The following is a 22,165-nucleotide window of genomic DNA, read 5'->3' on the forward strand; positions in this document are numbered from 1 at the left end:
ATATAGACAAATCTCTCTCGACAATCTGCAAGCGTGTATTTTATTTGCAACAATACATCTTACTTACACGCACGCTGAAGCCTGGAGAGGAGTTTGTCTATATCTCATATGCTTCTCATAGTAACAAAGTTTTTGGTAAATTTTGATTTATCCAATATTAAAAAATAGTAAATTTATAAAAGACTATTTAAAAAGGGACTACCGCAAATCATTGCAATAGTCCCTAAATTCTTTATTCGATTTTATAAATCCTGTTTTAAAACTTCTTTAACAACTTCGTAGCTTACATCCATTATTTCAGCACAAGTAACTTTGTTTGCTTTTAATTCTTTACACATATGTGTTCCGTATCTACCATTTATTTCTTTCATAAATGCCTGAACATATCTCTTTGCTATCATTTTGTCCCCAGTAGAGTCATCTCTACCTTTTACTTCACCGATTATTATAGCAGCTGCATTTACAGCACCGCATATGCTTCCAACACCACATCCACCGCCAAGAGCAGTACATAATCTTACTGGTATAGATGCGTTAAACTCTTCGTTATATGCTATTATAAGTGATTCAGCACAGTTGTATCCCTGTTTATATATTTCTGATGGTTTCATATTATCTTTTCCTCTCCCCTAATTTAATTTTTCCAAAGTTTATTATATTATAAGGAAAGGCAAGTATCAAGTATGTTTTATTTACTCTGCTTGATTTCATTAAATGCTTTTGAAAGCATAAGTTTTATTCTGTTTAACTGGTTTACAGCACTTGCAGATGGATCGTAGTCTATTGGAATTATATTTGCCTTAGGGAATTGTCTTTTCATTTCTTTTATAACTCCCTTTCCTATTATGTGGTTAGGCAAGCATCCAAAAGGCTGCATACATATTATATTGTCTACTCCATTTTCTATAAGCTCTAGCATTTCTGCAGGCAGTAGCCAACCTTCTCCAGTCTGGTTTCCAGATGATACTACTCTTTCTACATCTTTAGCCATTTCGCCAATCGGTTTTATTCCACTAAATCTTTTGCTTTTTGTAAGTGCATTGTTGTAAACCTTTTGGTATCTTTCTACAATTTTTATGAATAATTTACCCATAAATTCTGTAGATTTTTTGCCTTCTAAGTTTTTGTGTTTATATATAGTGTTCTGAGCACAAGCCATGAAGAAGTTCATAAGTTCTGGTACTACTGCTTCTGCTCCTTCTCTTTCAAGAATTCCTATTAAGTCGTTATTAGCTATTGGGTGGAATTTAACCAGTATTTCCCCAACTAATCCAACTCTAGGCTTTTTAACATCTACTATTTCTAAATTATCAAATTCGTCTACTATATCGTATACATTCTGTTTAAATTCTTTAAACTTAGGTTTTTTAAGTGCTTCTATACATTTATTTCTCCATTTTTCATGAAGTGCGTTTGTACTTCCTTTTACCTTTTCATAAGGTCTAACTCTTGTCACAACTTTCATAAGTAAGTCACCATAGACAACTCCCATTAGAAGTCTTAGTCCCATAGCTATACTCATGCTTTCTTTGATACCGCTCCGTTCTATACCGTTTACACTAAGTGCAATAACAGGTATATTTCCAAATCCTGCATCGTGAAGTCCTTTTCTTAAAAATCCTATGTAGTTTGTCGCTCTACATCCACCACCTGTCTGAGTAATTGCGACAGATGTGTTTTCCAAATCGTATTTCCCAGATTTTAATGCGTGTATAAGTTGACCTACAACTATTATCGCAGGGAAACAAGCATCGTTGTTTACATATTTAAGACCTTCTTCTATGATATCCTGACTGTAATCTTTTAGTATTTCTACTTTTATACCACTCTGATTCATAGCAGCTTCAATAAAATCAAACTGCATTGGAGCCATTTGAGGAGCTAGTATTGTTCTTTCTTTAGTTATTTTATTATTTTTAGCGTATTGTATTTTCTTTGGTTCTATTTCACTAGATTTTATTCCATTTGCTTCTCTTTCTTCCATCGCAGCTTTTAGAGATCTTATTCTTATTTTTGCTGCACCTAGGTTATTACCTTCGTCAATTTTTAGAAGTGTGTATATTTTATCTTTTTCATCTAGTATTTCTTTTACCTGGTCTGTTGTTACAGCGTCAAGTCCACATCCAAATGAGTTTAACTGCACAAGTTCAAGGTTATCATGCTCTCTTACAAATGTAGCTGCTTTGTAAAGTCTTGAATGGTAAACCCACTGGTCTACTACTCTCAAAGGTCTTTCAACTTTAGCTAGGTGAGATATTGAATCCTCTGTTAAAACAGCCATGTTTAGAGAGTTTATTAGTTCTGGCATACCATGATTTATTTCAGGGTCTATGTGGTATGGTCTACCTGATAGTACTATTCCCTTTTTGCCAGTTCTATCAAGGTATTCTAACGCCTTTTCACCCTGTTCTCTCATTTCATCTTTGAATGATTTTTCTTCTGCTGTAGCTTTATCTACAGCTTCATTTATTTCTTTAGCTGTTATATCGCTGTAGTATTTAGATAATACTTCATACATTCTCTTTTTAAGTTTTTCTTTGTCGTTAATACTTATAAATGGTTTTATGTATGTTATGTTGTTTTCTCTTATACTATCGACGTTGTTTTTTATTACTTCTGAGTAAGATACTACAACTGGGCAGTTGTAGTAGTTATCTGCTGTGTTATCTTCTTTGTTTTCGTTTGTTACACATGGGTAGAATATTGTTTTTATCCCTTTGTCTATTAAAGACTCTATGTGTCCATGTACTAGTTTTGCCGGATAGCAAACTGTGTCAGATGCTATACTAGTTATCCCTCTTTCATATATCCTTTTAGATGATCTAGGTGATAGTACAACTTTAAATCCTAGCTCATTGAAGAATGTAAACCAGAACGGGTAATCTTCGTACATATTAAGTACTCTAGGTATACCTATTTCTCCACGTTTTGCTTCTTCTTCTGATAAAGGCTTGTAGTTGAATACTCTATCGTATTTATATTTATATAGGTTTATAGATTCTTTTTCTGCGTCATTTTGTACTCCGCTGTAAAGAGCTTCTCCTCTTTCACATCTATTTCCAGATACAAATGCTTCATCTTCTGAGAATCTGTTTATTGTAAGTAGGCAATGGTTTGAGCATCCTTTACATCTAGTTACTTCAGCCTGAACGTGAAGTAAGTCTAATTCATCTGCTTTAAGCATTTTTGTAGGTTTTTCTGGGTTGTACTTTTCTTTAGCAACTAATGCTGCACCAAAAGCTCCCATTAGCCCTGCAATATTTGGTCTTATTACTTCTTTGCCAATCATCTTTTCAAATGCTCTAAGCACTAAATCATTGTAGAATGTTCCACCCTGTACTACTATATGTTCTCCTATTTCATTTAGGTCTTTCATTTTTATAACTTTAAATAATGCATTTTTTATTACTGAATAAGAAAGTCCTGCAGATATATCGGCTACCTCAGCACCTTCTTTTTGAGCCTGTTTTACTCTAGAGTTCATAAATACTGTACATCTTGAACCTAAATCTACTGGCTTTTTAGAATATATTCCCTCTTTCGCAAATTCTTTTATATCCATTGATAGTGATTTGGCGAATGTTTCCAGAAATGATCCACATCCAGAAGAACAAGCTTCATTTAATATTATACTTTCTATTACTCCATTTTTTATTTTTAGACATTTCATATCCTGACCGCCGATATCAAGTATGAAGTCTACATCTTTGTTAAAGAATTTAGCTGCCTTGTAATGTGCTATAGTTTCTATTTCACCAAAATCTAGTTTTAATGCTCTTTTTATAAGTGCTTCTCCGTATCCCGTCGAAGTAGATGCTACTATTTTGCAGTTCTCTGGTAATAAGCTGTATATTTCTTTAACTATTTTTACAGTTGCTTTTAAAGGGTTTCCTTCATTACTAGAGTAGTATGAATATAATAATTCACCGTTCTCTCCTATAAGGGTAGCCTTTGTAGTTGTAGAACCTGCATCTATACCAAGGAAGCAGTTTCCACTGTATTTATTTATATCGTATTTTTCTACGTTGTTTACATTGTGTTTTTCTAAAAATTCCCTATAATCGTCCTCATCTTTAAATAAAGGCTCTAATAAATTTACATTCCCATCGTCTATTGTTTTTATTGAATTTAATTTGTCTAATATTGATTTTAAAGATACTTCTTTCTCTTCCTCTGCTAATAGTGCAGCTCCTATAGCTATATATAGCTGAGCATTTTCCGGGAATATTATATGCTCGTCGTCTAAGTTTAATACATTTTTAAATGCCTGTCTTAGTTCTGATAGGAAGTATAATGGTCCCCCTAAAAAAGCTACATTCCCTTCTATTTTTCTACCACATGATAGTACACTTACTGTCTGAACAACTACAGCATTAAATATACTCATCGCTATGTTTGTTTTTTTAGCACCATCATTTATAAGTGGCTGTATATCTGTCTTTGCAAATACACCACATCTCGATGCTATAGGGTATATAGTATCGTAATCCTTAGCAAGCTCATTTAATCCTGCTGCATCTGTTTTTAAAAGAGTTGCCATCTGATCTATAAACGCTCCTGTACCTCCTGCACAGATACCATTCATCCTCTGATCTATTCCCCCTGTTATATAGGTAACTTTGGCATCTTCTCCACCAAGTTCCACTACAACATCTGTTTCTGGATGGTAGTACTCTATGGATTTTGTACTAGATATTACCTCCTGTACAAATTTTATCCCTAATTTTTTAGATACTCCGATTCCACCCGAACCAGTTATTATAATTTTTATGGCTGCATCTCCTATTATTTTATAAACGTCGTTTAAAACTTCTACTATGGATTTTTTGACATCGGAATAATGTCTCTGATATTTTTTGAATAGTATATTGTTTTCCCCGTCAAGGAGAACAATTTTAACTGTTGTCGAGCCGACATCAACACCAACCTTATATTCCTTATCCATTGCTCTTCCTCCTTGTTTAAAATTACTCATCAACATACTCTAAAATATTGAAAACTAAACTTTTACTATGCTTTACATTGTAACACATTAGCAAATTTTTATCACGTTAAATTAATTACAAATACCAACAATTTTTCTTGTTTTTTAATCTATCAATTTTATACTATTTTATAAAAATAGCCTCCGTAGATGGAGGCATTTTTGTTAAAAAAATAAGATAGAACCTTAGTAATCTAAGGCTCTATCTATTTAAAGTATAAACTTTTATTTACTTATTAATCTTGTACTATCCTACTAGCATGAAGATTAGATGTGCAGATATACCTGCGCAAAGACCACCGACTGTATGTGATAATATCGCTTTACTTGCTAATGGTCTAGCATCTAATGCATCCATCATACCTATATGAGTACTTAAGTATCCTGACCAGCACATACCCATTGCTGTGAATACTGCTATATCGTTAGGTGTTACAACACCAGTTTTTATAAATTCTGGAACTAGTGACATTGCTGCACCAACTGCTCCTAATGAAGTTATAGGGAATGCTATAGCTTCTGCTGATTTAAATCCAAATAGAGGTTCTATTATGAATTTAATTTTTTCACCTATTAATGGTAGTAACCGTATACCTTCGTATGCTGCACCTGTGTAAGTACCATCTGCTGATGGTCCGAATGTTAACATCATAACACCTGTACAAACTATTAAAACACCTGGTATTATTGCCATACCCATATCAACACCAAGTTTACCACCTTCAAGCATTGCGTCTAATACTCTCTGGAATAAGTTACCTTCTCTTATTTCTCTGAATTCACCTTCACCGTCAGATAAAACATCTCCTACCTGATCGTTAGCGTGTTCACCATAATATTTTTTAGTCTGTATTAACATAAGTCTAACAGATATTATAGAACCTATTATAGCACCTAAGTTACCTATTAATGCTGGTAACATGAATTCATCACCCTGTGCCATCATGAATGTAGTAACTATAAGACCCATACCAAATGCTGTACCTAAGTTACAAAGAGCTGGTGTCTGATATTTTTTGAAGTACTGAGTGAATGATTTATCTTTTGCGAAAGATATTATAGCTGGGTTATCTGATAGATAAGTAGCTACTGCTCCAGTTATACTTGCTCCAGGTAAACCATAAACTGGTTTCATTATTGGTGCGAATATCTTGTTTATTAATGATATAACACCGAATTCTGATAATAGTGCACTTAGAGCTCCTGCTAAAACTGCTAGTGCCATTATTAAGAATACTGTCTGTAGTAATAAGTCATGAGCTGTTGCCATCATTGTTTTGAACATTAGCCCAACTCCCATTACTCTACCTATTCCACCAAATACTATTAGTAGAACTGCTAAGAATACAAATGTTTCAGTGCTGACTGCTTTTACTCTTTTTTTGCCTTCTGCTGCTTCCATTTTGTCTCTTCCTTTCTGATAATCCATATAAATTTTTATTTATTTCTTAAATATATTATACTTTCATTTTTTATATTTTGCAACTTAATTTGTTTAACTTTTATCATTGTAAAATTCTGTCTTTTTTGATAAATGCAAGTTTTTATTCTACAACTTACAACTTTATGCAGTTTTCATACATGCATAAAAACCTTGAATTTCCTACAACAAGCGACTTGTATGATTGTTTCAAGTTGTTTCTTTTTGCAACTTTTTTTAAGATTTTGATGTCTTCTCATTCATTTTTTGTATTTTATCAATAACAAAATTGTATTAATCTTTTTTAATTTTTTTACTCAAGAAAAGGTTTTTATGGCTTATTTTTTTGTATTTTTCTTATCTTTTTCTTTTTTTATAGTTAATTTATCTTTTTTTAATAATTTCAAAGGATATTTATCGCTGCATTTTACTAATTTTAATCATATCTTTTCTTTATAAATTTCAATATTTAGTAACAACATCAGTAACAACTTACACTTCTTATAACTTTTTATCAATGTATAGTTAGTATGTATATTTTCAATTCTAAAAAATATTTTTACCACATTTTTTTCATTTATTTATGTAAACAAAAAAAATAACGGAACTTTCAAAGTCCCGTTATCTCTTTTTTAACCCTTATTAAACACAATATATAAATACTGTGATATTTTTTATACAATTACACCTTATATACACTTTATAATATAAAACTTGATCTATCTTATAATGATTTAGCTACATATTTTACTAAATCTACAGTTCTTGCTGAATATCCCCATTCATTGTCATACCAAGAAAGTATTTTAAACATTTTATCTCCCATTGATAATGTAGATAATCCATCTACTATAGAAGATCTTTCATCACCTTTGTAGTCTACAGATACTAATGGTTCTTCACTGTAGCCTAATATACCTTTCATAGAGCCTTCAGAAGCTTCTTTGAATGCTGCGTTTATTTCTTCTACTGTTGCTGGTTTTTTAAGCTCACAAACTAAATCTACAAGTGATACTGTAGGAGTAGGTACTCTAAGTGCAAATCCATTTAATTTGCCTTCTAACTGTGGTAAAACTTTAGACACAGCTTTAGCTGCTCCTGTTGTAGTAGGTATTATAGATTCTCCAGCTGCTCTTGCTCTTCTTAAGTCTTTATGAGTTTTGTCTAATATTCTCTGGTCATTTGTGTAAGCATGTACAGTTGTCATTAAACCTTTTTCTATACCGAATTTATCATCAAGAACTTTAGCAAATGGTGCTAAGCAGTTTGTAGTACATGATGCATTAGATATTATATGATGATTTGCTGGATCATAGTCTTCTTCATTAACACCCATAACTATTGTAACGTCTTCATTTTTACCTGGTGCAGTTATTATAACTTTTTTAGCTCCAGCTTTTATATGTTTAGATGCTTTTTCTCTATCTTTGAATATACCAGTTGATTCTACTACTATATCAACTCCTAATTCTCCCCAAGGTATTTCTTCTGGATCATTGCATCTGAATATTTTTATTTCTTTACCATTTATACTCATAACGTTTTCCCCAACTACAGAAGCTTCCCCATTAAACTTACCGTAGCATGAATCGTATTTAAATAAATGAACTAATGTTTCAGTGTTTGCTCTAGCATTTAATGCTACTATTTCTATATCGTCCCCAAATTCAGTCTGAGCTAATCTTAAAACTGCTCTTCCTATTCTTCCGAATCCATTTAAACCTACTTTAATTGACATTTATACGTCCTCCCTATATACAATAAAAGTTTTAAATTTAATATGTTGAATTATTATGTCTTATTACATTAATCAGTATACACTATTTATCTTATTTATTCAACATTTTTTAATGTTAATTTATTATTTATGTTCTATACTTTTATTTATTGTATATTAATATGCTTTTTTTCTTTATAAAAGGCATTAATAAATACTATTTAGTAAAAAAACACCATACTTTTTATAGAAATCTAGCATAAATTTTTAATATATTTAATTTGACAATAAAAAAAGAGGTTTTATTTTACAATAAAACCTCTTTTAGATTATAATTCATATATATTTAACCTATTAAACTATATCCGTTTAATTTGTTTTAGTAACTTAATCAATAGTACTTTAAACAGCATGTACTCCCGCTGGTATATTTGTTTTTTCAACTTCAACTCTATTAGTTCTACCTAATCCGTATATAAAATCGATTGTTTTACCACTTATTAGAACAGCTACTATTGAATATACTAACTGAACTGCTGGTATGTAACTCACTGAAAGTAAAAGTACTACACCGTCTGTTATTAAGTATACTGTACTTAATTTTAATGATGTTACTTTTGAAATTATCATTGCTAAGGCGTCGTCGCCCCCTGAAGCACAACCTACTCTCATCATTATTCCACAGCCTACTCCAACTGATAAACCACCTAAAACAGCTGATGCAAACATTCCCATCTGAGGAAGTAGTGGTCCTACAGTTTCAAATATATCATATAAAACTGAAAATCCTACAGATGCTCCTACTGAGTATACAAAGAATTTTTTACCAAACATTTTGAATCCCATTATTAATAAAGCTATATCTAGTATTGCTCCTGCTATGGAAACATCAAATCCAAATATGTTTTTTAATAGTAAAGTTATCCCTAATACTCCTCCTTCTGTAATACTGTTTAAATAGTAGAAGTTGTAAACTCCAAATGCTAATATTGTCGATCCTATTAGTATTAAAGATATGTCCTTTAAAGATCGCCTGTCATACATACTATCCCTTCCTTTTCTTTTTGTTACCACAATTATAAACAATAAAAAAAGTAAAGTAAAGCTTAATTTTTCGAATTAAAATTTAAGAGCTGCTTGTTAAATTTCAAGCAGCTCTTTTTCGATTTTTTTATTTATTTTTTCATAACACTAACCAAGATACAGTAATTTCAACGTATATATCGTTTTCTTATTTGCGTTTTGTTTTTATTAATTATGTATTTTCTTAGTATTAATAAACAGTGAGTTTTTATTAATTTTTTTCTAGTTTAGAAATAATAAACAATCGCTATTTTTTGTACTTTGTTTAGTTATACTGACTTTTATCTTTATATTAACTTAAATCGAATTTATAAAATGTCTACTAAAATAAGTTCAAAGCATTGAAATTACTTATTCAGAAGTTATTTCAAGTCTTCTCTTCCGTCTTCTGTATAGTCTTGCATTTATTTCGTACCCAATAACGATAACCCAACTACTGAAATAAAGCCATGTTAGTAGCACTATAATCTCCCGGAAGCTTCCATATATGGCGCTGTAGTTAGAAAAGTTATTAGTATAGTATGAATATAAATAAGACATTAAGAACCAACCAAATGTTGCAAATATTGCCCCTGGTGCTACTTTTTTAGCTGATAGATTTATATTAGGTGTGTATTTGTATAATAAAGTAAACACTATTATAGTAGCAATTGTACCTATTGCGTATCTGGTTATGTTCCAGAGGTTGAAGAACACCTTGTCAAATCCCAAGTAGCTGAATATAACAACGCCTATTTTCTCTCCATATACAAGTAATATCATAGAAGTAAATATTAGTACCAAAAGCATAAACGTAAATATCATAGATATCATCATTACTTTTAAAAATGATCTGGTTTCTGGTGAGTAGAATGCTGAATTCATTCCTTTTATGAGTGCTTTAACTGCTCTAGAAAATGTCCACATAGTCAAACAGAAGCTGACTACCATATAGTGTGTATTTCTTTTTTCTACGGCAGACTTTACAACTAAATCTACAAATCCTATAGCTTTAACTGGTATTACCTGCTCTATCATATCCACATACTTTGTTATCTGTAGTACAGGTACATATGCAACTGTTGAAACTGTAAACATTAAAAATGGAAATATTGACATTGTAAGGAAAAATGCTACCTCCGCTGCCTTAGAACTAAGTCTACTGTAATTCAACTTTGCAAATATATGATTTATTTTTTTTCTATCTAACATAGATAACCTCTCCATTCAAATTTAGGCTAGACCCATAATTTCTCTAAAGTCCATTACTCCTGTAGTTACCTCACTTCTATCAAAATTAGCTTCTGCTAACTCCTCATCAGATTTTTCCATAACCATAGTGTAGAATTCTATAGCTATGTACTGTAAATTTTCTGTAGGGTTATTTTCTGCTCTATCAAAAAGGAATTCCTCGGCTTCATTTATTTTATTTTCAAAAACTAATCTCTTTAGAGTTATAAGGAATATTTCCTCATCCGGATCATATACAACATCCATATCTACATAGTCGCTGTATTTTTTGCCAAGCAACATCTTTGCGATCTGTTTTTTTATAGTATTTATAACCTCGTCTATTATTGGCATTTTTACCACCTCGTTTTATTTTTATTTTAAATTTAAAAAGATAAAGTTGATTGCTAAACACAATCAACTTTATTATTCTTTTTATTATATTGTATCTTTTATCCGTTATATAGTCTATATCTTTTTAAGAGTTATTCTATTGTGGATATAATTAATCTACTGATTTTAGAGATTCAACCATTTCAACCTTCTTTAGTTTTTTATTCATTACAAGGTTTACTATTGTTCCCATAACTATAGTAAGTATAAACGCTGCTGCATAGCTAAGTGGATTTATAAGTCGTCCAAACATCATATTTTCTACTTCAACGGTTATCATTATAAACTGGTGAAGTATTACCCCTAATCCAAGCCCTACAACAGCACCGATTAATGTAAGTATTACATTTTCTCTATAGATATATGCAGATACCTCTTTATCATAGAATCCAAGTACTTTTATAGTGGCAATTTCTCTTATTCTTTCTGAAATATTTACATTACTTAAATTATAAAGAACTACAAATGCTAAAGCTCCTGCAGATACTATCATAAGTAATACTACATAGTTTAGAGATTTTATAGTATCTGAGAACCCGTCTTTTATTCCCGTAGTAAATACTGTTCCATTCGCACAAGTAGAGTCTATTATCTTACTTGCCATTTTATCTTCTTGATCTATTGTTATACTATCATCTAAAACTCCATAAATTCTATTACTATCTGCATTTCTATTAAATAATTCTTTATAGTAATCATTAGTCATATAGATATAGTGGTTTACATAGTTTTCCGTAATTCCAGAGATTACAGCTTCTGCACTGACATCATTTTCATTTAATATTTTAACCTTATCTCCTACTTTTGCATCTAGGTTTCTAGCCGCTTTTTCTGAGATAACAATTCCCTTGTTGTCTAGTTTTATCGGTGTATGAGATTTTCTCTCTCTTAATTCTATAAAGTCTTTAAATGTGTTTTTGTTTTCTGGTATTACAACCGTTACTTCTTTTTCTTTATTGTTTATCATTACCTTTGCGTTCTGATTGTGGAACATTCCTATTTCTTTTACACCTTTTTCATTTGAAATAAGTGATTTTAGATATTCTACATCTTCTGTTTTTTCATCTGAGTCATAACTAGCAGTCATACTATACTTGTTTAACTCTCCAAACTGTACATCTACTATCATCTGAATTGAGTCCCTTACTCCAAATCCTGTAAGTATAAGCGCTGTACATCCAGATATACCTAGCACAGTCATAAGAAATCTCTTCTTATATCTAAATATATTTCTAAGAGTTACTTTCCAAATAAATCCTATCCTATTCCAGACAAATCCTATTCTTTCTAAAAGTATTCTCTTACCGTTCTTTGGAGCTTTAGGTCTCATAAGTATTGCCGGATCTTCTATTAGCTCCCTTCTACAAGCTGCAAATGCTGCAAATGTAGTTACAAATATTGATGTAGCTATTGATAGTACTGTTATAAATAAGTCTGTTCTAAGCTCGACCTTTGGCACTGTGTACATAATAGCATATGCATTGTATATTATTGTAGGGAATACAGTATATCCAACTATCAACCCTATTATAGAACCTATTGCGCTGGCAGACATAGCATATACTATGTATTTTTTAGCTATCATTCCTGGAGTATATCCAAGTCCTTTTAGTGTTCCTATGTTTATTCTCTGCTCATCTACCATTCTAGTCATTGTAGTAAGTGCTACAAGTGCTGCAACTAGTACAAAGAATACTGGGAATATTCCAGCTAATGCATCTATACTATCTGCACATCCACCGTATTCAGCCGCAGAATACTGTTTATCTCTGTTTAGTACATACCATTCCGGCTTTTCAATTTTCTTTATCTCGTCTTCTGCCTCTTTTAAATCTTTTTCTGCCTTTTTAAACTCGTCTTTAGCTTCATTTTTTGCCTTTTCAAGTTCCTTTTCACTATCAACTAGTTTTTTCTCATTTTTCACTAGTTCTTCTTCAGCTTTTTTGAATTCTTTTTCAGCTTTTTCTTCCATAGTGTAAAGTTTAGATCTTTCAGTTTTTACTTTCTTCTGATTTCTATCTAATTCAGCTTTTGTCCGAGCTAATTTTCTTTCTCCTGATTTTATCTGATTTTTTATGCTTTGAATCTTAGCATATCCTGCATTGTACTGCCCTTCAAGAGCCGAAAGATTTTCTCTGTATTTTGAGATTGTCCGTGTAAGTGTAGCTTTTTCTTCCTCTGATATATTTGGATTTGAAAGTTGTGATTCTAATCCTGATATATTAGATTTTAAAGAATCTATATTGCTTTTTAGAGGTGCAAGCTGACTTTCGGCACTGCTTATTTGAGAATTAGCCTGTTGTTTTTTAGATTCAAATTCTTTTTTTGCGGCTTCATACTGCTTTCTTCCACTCTTTAATTGTTCTTCTGCAGAGTCTAATTGTTTAAATCCGTCTTTTATCTGTTTTTTTGTTTCTGCTTTTTTAGTTTTTAATTCTTGTTTTCCGTCTTTTATTTTCTGCTTACCATCTTTTAATTCTTTTTCGGCTTTGTTTATTTTATCTTCTGTTTCTTTTTTCTTATCGTTATATTCTTTTTTTGCTTTATTTAGCTCATCTGTAGCTTCTCCAACAACTTCATTGTATCTATGTTCAATTCTTTCATCTGTTATTTTATCAATTTGGTCTTCTGTTTTTTTAACGGTATCTTTGTAATCCTGATAGAATGATGTTTGCTCCTTTGCTCCTTTTGCTGTTATATACATCTCTGTATAAGCCTCAGTTTTAAAGTCATTTTGAGGAACAAGCATTATACCATCTACACTTCCAGATCCTATTGAAGAATTTCCAAATTCGTATGATAGATAGTATGGTGTTTCTACTAGACCTACTATTTTATAGTTATCTTTTTTTAGATTTTCACTCAATTTATCTTCGGTACCAGATTTTATCTTTAGAGTTTTTCCTATTTTCAAATTAAGATGGTCGTATTTTGGCTTTAATACAACACATTCACCTGAGTTTTTAGGAAGCCTTCCCTTTATCAATTTTACTCTGTTTATATAGTCCTTGTTGTCATTAGATAAATCATCTGTAGGAATAGCATGAACTTTTAATACTCTATCCTGATCTTTTACATTTGTTATAACATCCATAGAGTAAGTAGGAAATACACCCTCTACCGTATCCAATTTTTTAATTGCCTTTACATCATCCTCTGTTAATCCTAAAGTAGATATAATTTCCACATCCATAAAGTTGTACTCATCATAATAATCATCAACTGTATTTCTCATTACCTTAGGAGATACCTTTATTCCAGAAAAGAATGCAACACCTAGAGCAACAATCAACATTATAGAAAAGTATCTTCCCTTAGATTTTAAAATATCCCTTAATATATCTTTATTAAGCGCTTTTTTCATTACCATTCAATCCTTTCTATTGGAACAGGATTTTCGTTTTCAGTAATACTTTCAATCATTCCATTTTTTACTTTTATTACTTTATCTCCCATTGGAGTTATAGCAGAGTTGTGGGTAATAATTATAACTGTCATTCCCATTTCCCTACAAGTTCTCTGTAAAAGTTTTAATATAGCTTTACCTGTATTGTAGTCCAAAGCTCCAGTAGGCTCATCACAAAGAAGTAATTTAGGATTTTTTGCAAGTGCTCTTGCTATTGCAACCCTCTGCTGTTCTCCTCCTGATAACTGAGCTGGGAAATTGTCTTTTCTATCTTCAAGACCTACCTCTTTCATTATGTCATCTATGTCTAGAGGATTTTCACATATCTGAGTAGCAAGCTCAACGTTTTCTTTTGCGGTAAGGTTCTGCACTAGATTGTAGAACTGGAAAACAAATCCAATATCGTATCTTCTATAAGTTATAAGATCTCTATCGCTATAATTATCTATTCTTTTTCCGTCTACAATAATTTGTCCTGATGTTGCAGTATCCATTCCACCTAAAATATTTAGAATTGTACTCTTACCAGCACCACTTGCCCCAACTATTACAACACATTCTCCTTTATCAACAGAGAAGTTTACACCATTAAGTGCGGCAATTTCTACCTCACCCATTTTATATATTTTTTTTACATCTTTAAATTCTATATATTTGCTCATATTTCTTACCTCTGTTACAAAATTTATCTTTAAAATAATTATAGCATAAAGCAAATGTAAATTATATAACGTGGATTTCCAAAAAAACATAATATTTTTTTGAATAAAAAAAGGACTATTACAAATTATTGCAATAGCCCATTTATACATTCTATTTATTCAATCTTATTTGAAGTATCTATTTAATAATCCTAAGAATGCTTTACCATGTCTAGCTTCATCTTTACACATTTCGTGAACTGTATCATGTATAGCATCTAATCCTAGTTCTTTAGCTCTCTTAGCTAGTTTTAATTTACCATCAGTTGCTCCGTATTCAGCGTCAACTCTTAATTCTAAGTTTTTCTTAGTTGAAGTTTCAACTACTTCTCCTAATAATTCAGCAAATTTAGCAGCGTGTTCTGCTTCTTCGAAAGCTATTCTTTTGTAAGCTTCTGCTACTTCTGGATATCCTTCTCTATCTGCCTGTCTTGACATTGCTAAGTACATACCAACTTCTGTACATTCACCAGTAAAGTTAGCTCTTAATCCTTCAACAACTTCTTCATCTACACCTTTAGCAACACCTATTCTATGTTCGTCAGCCCATACTCTTTCTCCACCCATTTCTTCGAATTTTTCTGGACCTACTTTACATACTGGACATTCTGCTGGTGCAGTTTCTCCTTCATGTATATATCCGCATACTGTACAAACCCATTTTTTCATAATCTTAATCCTCCATAATCTTTAATTTCTAATTTTTATATTCAAATTCTTTTTAAAGAGTTTTGTCTTATCTCTTATGTTATTTATATACCCGGTGATAAATAGCTTAAACATATTTTTTTAAAATTTTTTCACTTTTTTTAAATATTTTTTTATTGAGCATTTTCTCTATTAATCGTATTTTTAAATTAGTCTTTATGTTGGATTAGATTACTTACTTATCTTTCGTTTTTATGAATTTATATCTATTGTTGCATATTTACTATCATTATTTATGTTTCTTTACAGGTTTTTTATAACTCTAGTTATTAGCTTAGCAAAATTAACTTTCACTTTTTCAGTTGTTTCTATTACTTCTTTGTGATTTAATTTTGTTTCTGATATTCCCGCAGCCATATTTGTTATACAAGATACTCCTATTACCTTCATTCCACAATGTGCTGCAACTATAACTTCTGGAACTGTAGACATTCCTACAGCATCACCACCTAAAACCTGAACCATTCTTATTTCAGCAGGTGTTTCATAGTTTGGACCTGAGAAGAATGTGTATACTCCTTCTCTTATTTCTATCCCCTCTTCTTCAGCAGATTTTTTTATTAGATCTCTATATTCCTTATTGTACGCATCTGACATATCTGGAAATCTAGGTCCTATTCTGTCGTCATTTTTACCTATAAGAGGATTTGAGCCACTTAGGTTTATATGATCTTTTATAATCATTAAATCTCCTGCATCAAAGTCTTTATTAGCACCACCAGCTGCATTTGTTACAATAAGTGTTTCTGCTCCAAGCATTTTCATAACTCTAACTGGCATAGTTGTAAGCGACTGAGAATACCCCTCGTAATAGTGAAATCTTCCCTGCATAGCAACAACATTTTTCCCTTCTAACTCACCTATAATTAATTCCCCCGCATGACCTACTACAGTAGATACTGGGAAATTAGGTATGTCGCTGTATTTTATTTTTACTGGATTTTTTATATTTTCAGCCATAGCACCAAGACCTGATCCAAGTATAAGAGCTATTTCTGGTTTTATATCAGTTATCCCCTTTATATATTCAGTAGCCTCTACTATTTTTTCGTACATAATTTTCACACCTTTCCAAGTTCAGTATTCTGTTTAACATATCATATCATTACAATAATATATTTTCAACACAAGTAAAGTTAATTTATTAAACTAAAATAGCAGCTTCGTATCAAAAAATACTCAGCTGCCTTTAGGGATTATGTAACTTTGACTTAATGTTACCAGTTACCAATTTAAAATTGTTCCGTTATTCTATTTTAAACTTTTTTGTGTTTTAAGTCAACTATTTATACTTTTTTATTTAATTTTTTACAATTGACGAAATTCTTGTATCTATTTGAATAATATTATTATAAAAAATATGCTATTATATAATTATTAATAGGAAATGGAGGAATAATTTTGATAAATATTTATATAGACGACTCAGGAAGCCGCAGCCTTAAAGATTTAGATCAGCCTGTATATCTTTTAACTGCTGTTTGTATAGATAATAGATATTTTGGAGATATTAGCGAAAAATTAAAGGTAATAACAGATAGATTCAAGTTTAAAATCGAAAATACACTGCAGTCATCTTTTGACAATAATACATATACATCTAATAGAGCCAATAAGATGTCTAAGCTTTTAACCGATTTAGTTATAAGCGAAAACTTTGAGCTACATTGCTCAGAAATTATAAGAGGAGATATTCCATATATAATTTTGGATAAAGATGATAGGATAAATACCATTAAAAGAACTCTTAGAGTTGTAGAAAGCTATGATATACCTATATTTACTGTTTATTGCGATAAAAATGAGTTTTTAAATCGTCATGGTAAAGGAAATGAGTCTGAATGTTTATTAAACAGAAAAATGACAGAGGCGCTTGTTGAAATGATTTCTATTTATTTAGAAAAAAACAATGAACAAGCTTGTATAATAGCTGACGAAGGTAATTATACTGTTTCTAACTATATGATTCCTTATCTTAGAGAAAATCCAAGCGAAAGAATAAGTTCTGAAATTATGCAGAAAAAAAGCTATGATAGTGTAAATATCCAACTTGCAGATGTATGCGCATATACTACTAATATGAAACTGATGCACAATATTAAAAAGGATAATTATAAGCATAAGAAGATTGCCGAGGAATTATTTACTGTTATAGAGAATTATAATACCTTAAATAGACTATTCTAAAAAATGCTGTCGTAAAATTTTACGACAGCATTTTTTAAAAGTTTAATTTTTCCTTTAATTCTAAAATCCATTTTTCAATCGCTTCTGCTAAAACATATTGTTGATTTAAAACTTCCATACCTGTTCTAGGTATTTCTGTATTATCTTTTTTTTCTTCTATATTAGTTTTTAAATATCCTTTTAAGATATTTATATTCTTTTCAATTTTTAATATACATTCCTTTTGATAATTCTCTGGTAAGTTTTCTAAATTTACAACTACTGCATTAAAATTTAAAAAGATATTTATAGGTTCATCTGATATCTTTAGCATCAATCTTTTGAATTCTTCTTCTCCATCGTTCGTCAATGTATAAACCACTTTTTCAGGCATATTACCCTCTTTTATATTTTTACCTTTTATTAATCCTTTTTTTTCTAATTGTATTGTTTTTTTATATATGGAAGGAGTACTAATTTTAACCCATTTTGAAATATTTCTATATTCTACTAATTTTTGAATATCATACGCTCCCATAGCTTTATCTTTTAACATTCCTAAAACTATTAAATCTATTGTTGACATATTATTCACTCCTATAATTTCTTTTAAAATATAACTTAATTTTACACTAGCTATAATTTATAGTATTAATTTTTATAATAATTGTCAAGAAATTAATATCTTAGATATTGACTTATACTATAATTTATACTACTATATATTATATCTTTTATAGTACTATATTTTACAGTAGTATAAAAGATGCAATATACATTTTAAGGGGGTTTTATAAATGAAACAAAAAAATAATAAAATTGAACTTTTAGGAAGCGCTCCTATATCACAATCATTAATATTACTTGGTATACCTATTATGATTGGTATGCTTATCAACGCATTTTATAATATAGTTGATGCTTATTTTGTCGGTAAACTTGGAGAAAGTGCTATGGCTGCAATTTCCATTGTTTTCCCTATTGGTCAGGTTGTTGTTGGATTAGGATTAATGTTTGGTAATGGAGCTGCTTCATATCTTTCAAGATTATTAGGAAAAGATGATAAAAAAACTGCCAATCAAGTTGCTAGTGTTGCAATTTATAGTAGTGTATTTATTGGGTTAATTTTTATAATAATTACTCTAGTTTTTATGAAATATATTTTAAAATATTTAGGTGCAACGAGTACAATAATACCTTATGCTTTACCATATGCAAAAATATATATATTATCTTGTGTTTTTAATATTTTTAATGTAACTATGAACAATATTGTTGCTAGCGAAGGTTCTTCTAAAACTGCTATGTCTGCTCTTCTCTTAGGAGCCCTTGCTAATATTTTCTTAGATCCTATTTTTATTTATTATTTTGATTTTGGTGTTATTGGTGCTGCTATTGCAACTGCAATTTCTCAGTTTATATCCACACTTGTATATATAATTTATATTTTGAAGAAAGAAAGTTATTTTTCATTTAATATACGAAATTTCCATCCTACAAAAGAAATATTTTTTGAAATTTTTAAAATTGGTATTCCTACTTTAACATTCCAATTTTTAACAAGTCTATCTATCGCTTTAATAAACATTAATGCTGCTAATTATGGCGATACTGTAATTGCCGCAATGGGTGTTGTAACTAGGATAATTTCAATGTGTACTTTGGTTGTTTTCGGTTTTTTAAAAGGATTTCAACCTATAGCTGGATTTAGTTATGGTGCTAAAAACTTTGATAGATTAAATAAATCTATTAAAATATCTATTTTATGGTCTACAACATTTTGTATAGTTGCAGGATTGATAACTATTATATTTTCTAAACAAATTGTTTCTCAATTTGCAAACGGAAATAATATTATGATTTCCTTAGGACAAAAATCTCTTATTGCTAACGCTCTTTCTTTCTTTTTATTTGGATTTTATACAGTTTACTCATCTTTATTTCTTGCTCTTGGAAAAGGATGTAAAGGATTTTTACTTGGGGCTTGTAGACAAGGAATTTGTTTTGTTCCAGTTATTTTAATCCTTCCTACTTTATTAGGTATAAATGGTATATTATATGTTCAACCCATTGCTGATATTCTTTCTACTTTTGTAACTATTTTTATGGCTATAAATCTACATAAGGAATTAAATTTAGAAAAAAATAATATTAATCTATAAGAAAATAAGGATGTCAAATTAAAAATTTGACATCCTTATTTTTAGTAAATGAAAATTGAAACTCGTGATCTAGATTGCAGAAAAAAAGTGAAACCCGTCACCTCGTGTTTCACTTCTTTAATAATCTCATAAAATAATGTCTTAGAATATCCCCGTCATCTCGTGTCATATTCCAATCTATTTTCACCTATATATTAACATATCCATTACATTTTTTCAAATTTTTAGCAAATTTTTTCGAAACATTTAACCTATTTTTTATTTAATTTTTACACCTATATGTTATATATTTTTATTTATTATATAGTATATATCCAATCACTTATTTTTAATAATATTTTAACTATTTTAATTCTTTAAAAATAAATTGTTACTCTTCCCACCATCAAATTTTTCAAAAAGTATATTGCTTTTTTGTTATGTCTGTTATATATTATATATAACAAATAGAATTAATATAATATTTGGAAAGGAGTTTATAAATATGAAATTAGAACTAGACTTTAGCAGCAGTAAATCCATATATCTGCAAATAGAAGATAATCTTATAAAAGCAATAGCAAAAGGAGATTTAAAAATAGGAGAATCTCTACCTTCTGTTAGAAGTATGGCTGAGGATATTGGTGTAAATCTTCATACTGTCAACAAAGCCTATAACGAGCTTAAAGATAGGGGTTATCTAAATATAGACAGAAGAAAAGGCGCTGTTGTAGCAGATCTTCCAATGGAAAAAAACGAAATTAAAGAAAAAGAATTATTTGATGAATTAGAAATATTAATATCTAATTCATTCTTATCAGGTATTCAGAAGGATGAATTCCTAAAATTAGCAGAAAAAATTTACAATGAATGTGAGGTTGTTAAAAATGACTAACTATAATATAGAATTAATGGTTATGGTCCCTATAATTATTTTACTTGCAATTGTAGATTACAATATGCAAAAATTTACAAGCAAGAAAGTATTCTATGGGGTTAATATTCCGGAGAAATATAGAAATTTCGAAGAGTTAAAACATATAGATAAAAGCTACAAAAGAGGTATAATAATCTCTACTGCTGCTGTACTTATAATCCAAATTGGATTATCTTTATATGCTAATTTTACATTAAATGAAAATCTTTATCTTGCAGCTGTTACAGTGCCTATAATACTTACAGTTGTTTTATACTACTTTATATACTATAGTAGCTACAAAAAGGTACTAGCATTTAAAGAAGATCATCTTTCTACAATAAATCCTGAGCTTAAATCAGAAAAAACTCAGATACTTGATGTAGATTTTATGCATGAAAGAGATAAATTAGTAAAAAAATACAGCTTAATATATATTATTCCTATACTTTTAGTTGTAGTGTCTTCAGCTTATGCTTTTATCAACTACGATAAAATACCTGAAATGATGCCTACACACTTCAATTTCCAAGGAATCGCAGATGGATTTACTGTAAAAACTAAAGCTTCTTTCTTAGCACAGATAGGTATACAAATAGTTGTAATGCTTTTAGTTTATTTCGGCTCTATTTATTCTTTAAAAGCTAGAATAAAAATAGATAAAAATGATTCTAAATCTGATATAGCAAATACTATTAAGTGTTTAAACCATTTAGCTAGCGAATCATTATTTATGCTATTTGCAATGGCCTTACTTTTCAGTTCAATTTCATTTGGGCTTGTTAATCAAGAAGTAAATCAAATACTTGTAATTTTATCAACTGTACTACTTCTAGCATCAATAGTTCCTTTAATCTATACATCTTCTAAATTAAAGAAAGGCAACTATTCTGATGTTTCATATACTGTTGATGATGATGACAAATACTGGATTTTAGGTTGTTTCTACTACAATCCAAATGATCCTTCAGCATTTGTTCAGAAAAGATTTGGAATTGGATGGACTGTCAATCTAGGAAGTGCTAAAGGAAAACTTATAGTTGCCTGCATTGTACTTATGCTAGTTGCAACAATTTTCATAAGCTTTAAATTTGCAGCATAGATAAGTGTATCAAAGCAAAATTACAAATCTATTTGAAAATAAACTTTGATTTCTTTATTCTAATATTTCAATAATTTTACAAACTGTAATATTCCGAAAAAATTTTGGAGCTATTAGTATAATATTGCAATAAGTTTCTTTTGTTAGTAATAATCTTTTATAAATTTACTAACTTAAAAAGTGGATAAAATCAAAATTTGCTAAAATTATTGATAGTAT

The 22,165-nt window shown here is 30.1% G+C and carries 16 protein-coding genes; 4 read left to right on the forward strand and 12 right to left on the reverse strand.

Annotated elements, in window-relative coordinates; translation table 11 throughout:
* Positions 1-242 precede the first annotated feature (242 nt).
* The 11 genes from DWX74_RS01620 to DWX74_RS01670 form a co-directional block, all read right to left on the reverse strand.
* Complete coding sequence (locus DWX74_RS01620; RefSeq protein ID WP_040410213.1) at positions 243-611, reverse strand: C-GCAxxG-C-C family (seleno)protein; 369 nt, start codon at positions 609-611, stop codon at positions 243-245.
* A 77-nt stretch (positions 612-688) separates the two neighbouring features.
* Positions 689-4,945 (reverse strand): 2-hydroxyacyl-CoA dehydratase, encoded by a 4,257-nt coding sequence (locus tag DWX74_RS01625; protein WP_118548404.1) that lies wholly within the window; start codon positions 4,943-4,945, stop codon positions 689-691.
* Between the two features lie 286 nt (positions 4,946-5,231).
* A complete protein-coding gene (locus DWX74_RS01630; protein ID WP_006439165.1) occupies positions 5,232-6,413 on the reverse strand; it encodes a CD0519/CD1768 family membrane protein in 1,182 nt (393 codons plus the stop codon).
* Positions 6,414-7,128: 715 nt separating this feature from the next.
* Positions 7,129-8,142: a type I glyceraldehyde-3-phosphate dehydrogenase gene (gap, locus tag DWX74_RS01635; RefSeq protein WP_118548405.1), complete on the reverse strand. Its 1,014-nt coding sequence runs from the start codon at positions 8,140-8,142 to the stop codon at positions 7,129-7,131.
* Positions 8,143-8,523: 381 nt separating this feature from the next.
* The gene (locus DWX74_RS01640; protein ID WP_199647501.1) at positions 8,524-9,165 is read right to left on the reverse strand and encodes a YitT family protein; all 642 of its coding nucleotides are present in this window, start codon (positions 9,163-9,165) and stop codon (positions 8,524-8,526) included.
* Between the two features lie 390 nt (positions 9,166-9,555).
* Entirely contained in the window at positions 9,556-10,395 is an 840-nt protein-coding gene (locus tag DWX74_RS01645; protein WP_286164137.1) for a YihY/virulence factor BrkB family protein, read from the reverse strand.
* A gap of 21 nt (positions 10,396-10,416) precedes the next feature.
* Positions 10,417-10,767 (reverse strand): DUF6483 family protein, encoded by a 351-nt coding sequence (locus tag DWX74_RS01650; protein WP_118548407.1) that lies wholly within the window; start codon positions 10,765-10,767, stop codon positions 10,417-10,419.
* A gap of 151 nt (positions 10,768-10,918) precedes the next feature.
* Positions 10,919-14,170, reverse strand: a complete 3,252-nt coding sequence (locus DWX74_RS01655) for an FtsX-like permease family protein (RefSeq protein WP_286164138.1) — start codon at positions 14,168-14,170, stop codon at positions 10,919-10,921.
* A complete protein-coding gene (locus tag DWX74_RS01660; protein WP_118548409.1) occupies positions 14,170-14,874 on the reverse strand; it encodes an ABC transporter ATP-binding protein in 705 nt (234 codons plus the stop codon). Before DWX74_RS01660 ends, DWX74_RS01655 begins: the two co-directional genes overlap by 1 nt.
* A 165-nt stretch (positions 14,875-15,039) precedes the next feature.
* A complete protein-coding gene (locus tag DWX74_RS01665; protein ID WP_118548410.1) occupies positions 15,040-15,582 on the reverse strand; it encodes an NADH peroxidase in 543 nt (180 codons plus the stop codon).
* A 282-nt stretch (positions 15,583-15,864) separates the two neighbouring features.
* Positions 15,865-16,677: a purine-nucleoside phosphorylase gene (locus tag DWX74_RS01670; RefSeq protein WP_118548411.1), complete on the reverse strand. Its 813-nt coding sequence runs from the start codon at positions 16,675-16,677 to the stop codon at positions 15,865-15,867.
* A gap of 345 nt (positions 16,678-17,022) precedes the next feature.
* Between DWX74_RS01670 and DWX74_RS01675 the strand changes: the two genes are divergently transcribed.
* A complete protein-coding gene (locus tag DWX74_RS01675; protein WP_006439156.1) occupies positions 17,023-17,808 on the forward strand; it encodes a DUF3800 domain-containing protein in 786 nt (261 codons plus the stop codon).
* A gap of 34 nt (positions 17,809-17,842) precedes the next feature.
* On the opposite strand, the gene DWX74_RS01680 is transcribed toward DWX74_RS01675, so the two are convergent.
* Positions 17,843-18,373: a PadR family transcriptional regulator gene (locus DWX74_RS01680; RefSeq protein WP_118548413.1), complete on the reverse strand. Its 531-nt coding sequence runs from the start codon at positions 18,371-18,373 to the stop codon at positions 17,843-17,845.
* A gap of 211 nt (positions 18,374-18,584) precedes the next feature.
* Between DWX74_RS01680 and DWX74_RS01685 the strand changes: the two genes are divergently transcribed.
* The 3 genes from DWX74_RS01685 (at position 18,585) to DWX74_RS01695 (ending at position 21,946) form a co-directional block, all read left to right on the forward strand.
* Positions 18,585-19,949, forward strand: coding sequence for an MATE family efflux transporter (locus DWX74_RS01685; protein WP_118548414.1), 1,365 nt, complete (start codon positions 18,585-18,587; stop codon positions 19,947-19,949).
* Between the two features lie 484 nt (positions 19,950-20,433).
* Entirely contained in the window at positions 20,434-20,823 is a 390-nt protein-coding gene (locus DWX74_RS01690) for a GntR family transcriptional regulator (RefSeq protein ID WP_006439155.1), read from the forward strand.
* The gene (locus tag DWX74_RS01695) at positions 20,816-21,946 is read left to right on the forward strand and encodes a DUF5808 domain-containing protein (protein ID WP_158573218.1); all 1,131 of its coding nucleotides are present in this window, start codon (positions 20,816-20,818) and stop codon (positions 21,944-21,946) included. Before DWX74_RS01690 ends, DWX74_RS01695 begins: the two co-directional genes overlap by 8 nt.
* Positions 21,947-22,165: the final 219 nt, after the last annotated feature.

The sequence above is a fragment of the Peptoclostridium sp. AF21-18 genome (assembly GCF_003478825.1).
In the GTDB taxonomy this organism is placed as follows: Bacteria; Bacillota; Clostridia; order Peptostreptococcales; family Peptostreptococcaceae; genus Peptacetobacter.

What these genes read in the sequence shown, in the direction of transcription:
- DWX74_RS01620 (WP_040410213.1), bottom strand. Translation starts at nt 611, where the DNA reads ATGAAACCATCAGAAATATATAAACAGGGATACAACTGTGCTGAATCA.
- DWX74_RS01625 (WP_118548404.1), bottom strand. Translation starts at nt 4,945, where the DNA reads ATGGATAAGGAATATAAGGTTGGTGTTGATGTCGGCTCGACAACAGTT.
- DWX74_RS01630 (WP_006439165.1), bottom strand. Translation starts at nt 6,413, where the DNA reads ATGGATTATCAGAAAGGAAGAGACAAAATGGAAGCAGCAGAAGGCAAA.
- gap (WP_118548405.1), bottom strand. Translation starts at nt 8,142, where the DNA reads ATGTCAATTAAAGTAGGTTTAAATGGATTCGGAAGAATAGGAAGAGCA.
- DWX74_RS01640 (WP_199647501.1), bottom strand. Translation starts at nt 9,165, where the DNA reads ATGTATGACAGGCGATCTTTAAAGGACATATCTTTAATACTAATAGGA.
- DWX74_RS01645 (WP_286164137.1), bottom strand. Translation starts at nt 10,395, where the DNA reads ATGTTAGATAGAAAAAAAATAAATCATATATTTGCAAAGTTGAATTAC.
- DWX74_RS01650 (WP_118548407.1), bottom strand. Translation starts at nt 10,767, where the DNA reads ATGCCAATAATAGACGAGGTTATAAATACTATAAAAAAACAGATCGCA.
- DWX74_RS01655 (WP_286164138.1), bottom strand. Translation starts at nt 14,170, where the DNA reads ATGAAAAAAGCGCTTAATAAAGATATATTAAGGGATATTTTAAAATCT.
- DWX74_RS01660 (WP_118548409.1), bottom strand. Translation starts at nt 14,874, where the DNA reads ATGAGCAAATATATAGAATTTAAAGATGTAAAAAAAATATATAAAATG.
- DWX74_RS01665 (WP_118548410.1), bottom strand. Translation starts at nt 15,582, where the DNA reads ATGAAAAAATGGGTTTGTACAGTATGCGGATATATACATGAAGGAGAA.
- DWX74_RS01670 (WP_118548411.1), bottom strand. Translation starts at nt 16,677, where the DNA reads ATGTACGAAAAAATAGTAGAGGCTACTGAATATATAAAGGGGATAACT.
- DWX74_RS01680 (WP_118548413.1), bottom strand. Translation starts at nt 18,373, where the DNA reads ATGTCAACAATAGATTTAATAGTTTTAGGAATGTTAAAAGATAAAGCT.
- DWX74_RS01685 (WP_118548414.1), top strand. Translation starts at nt 18,585, where the DNA reads ATGAAACAAAAAAATAATAAAATTGAACTTTTAGGAAGCGCTCCTATA.
- DWX74_RS01690 (WP_006439155.1), top strand. Translation starts at nt 20,434, where the DNA reads ATGAAATTAGAACTAGACTTTAGCAGCAGTAAATCCATATATCTGCAA.
- DWX74_RS01695 (WP_158573218.1), top strand. Translation starts at nt 20,816, where the DNA reads ATGACTAACTATAATATAGAATTAATGGTTATGGTCCCTATAATTATT.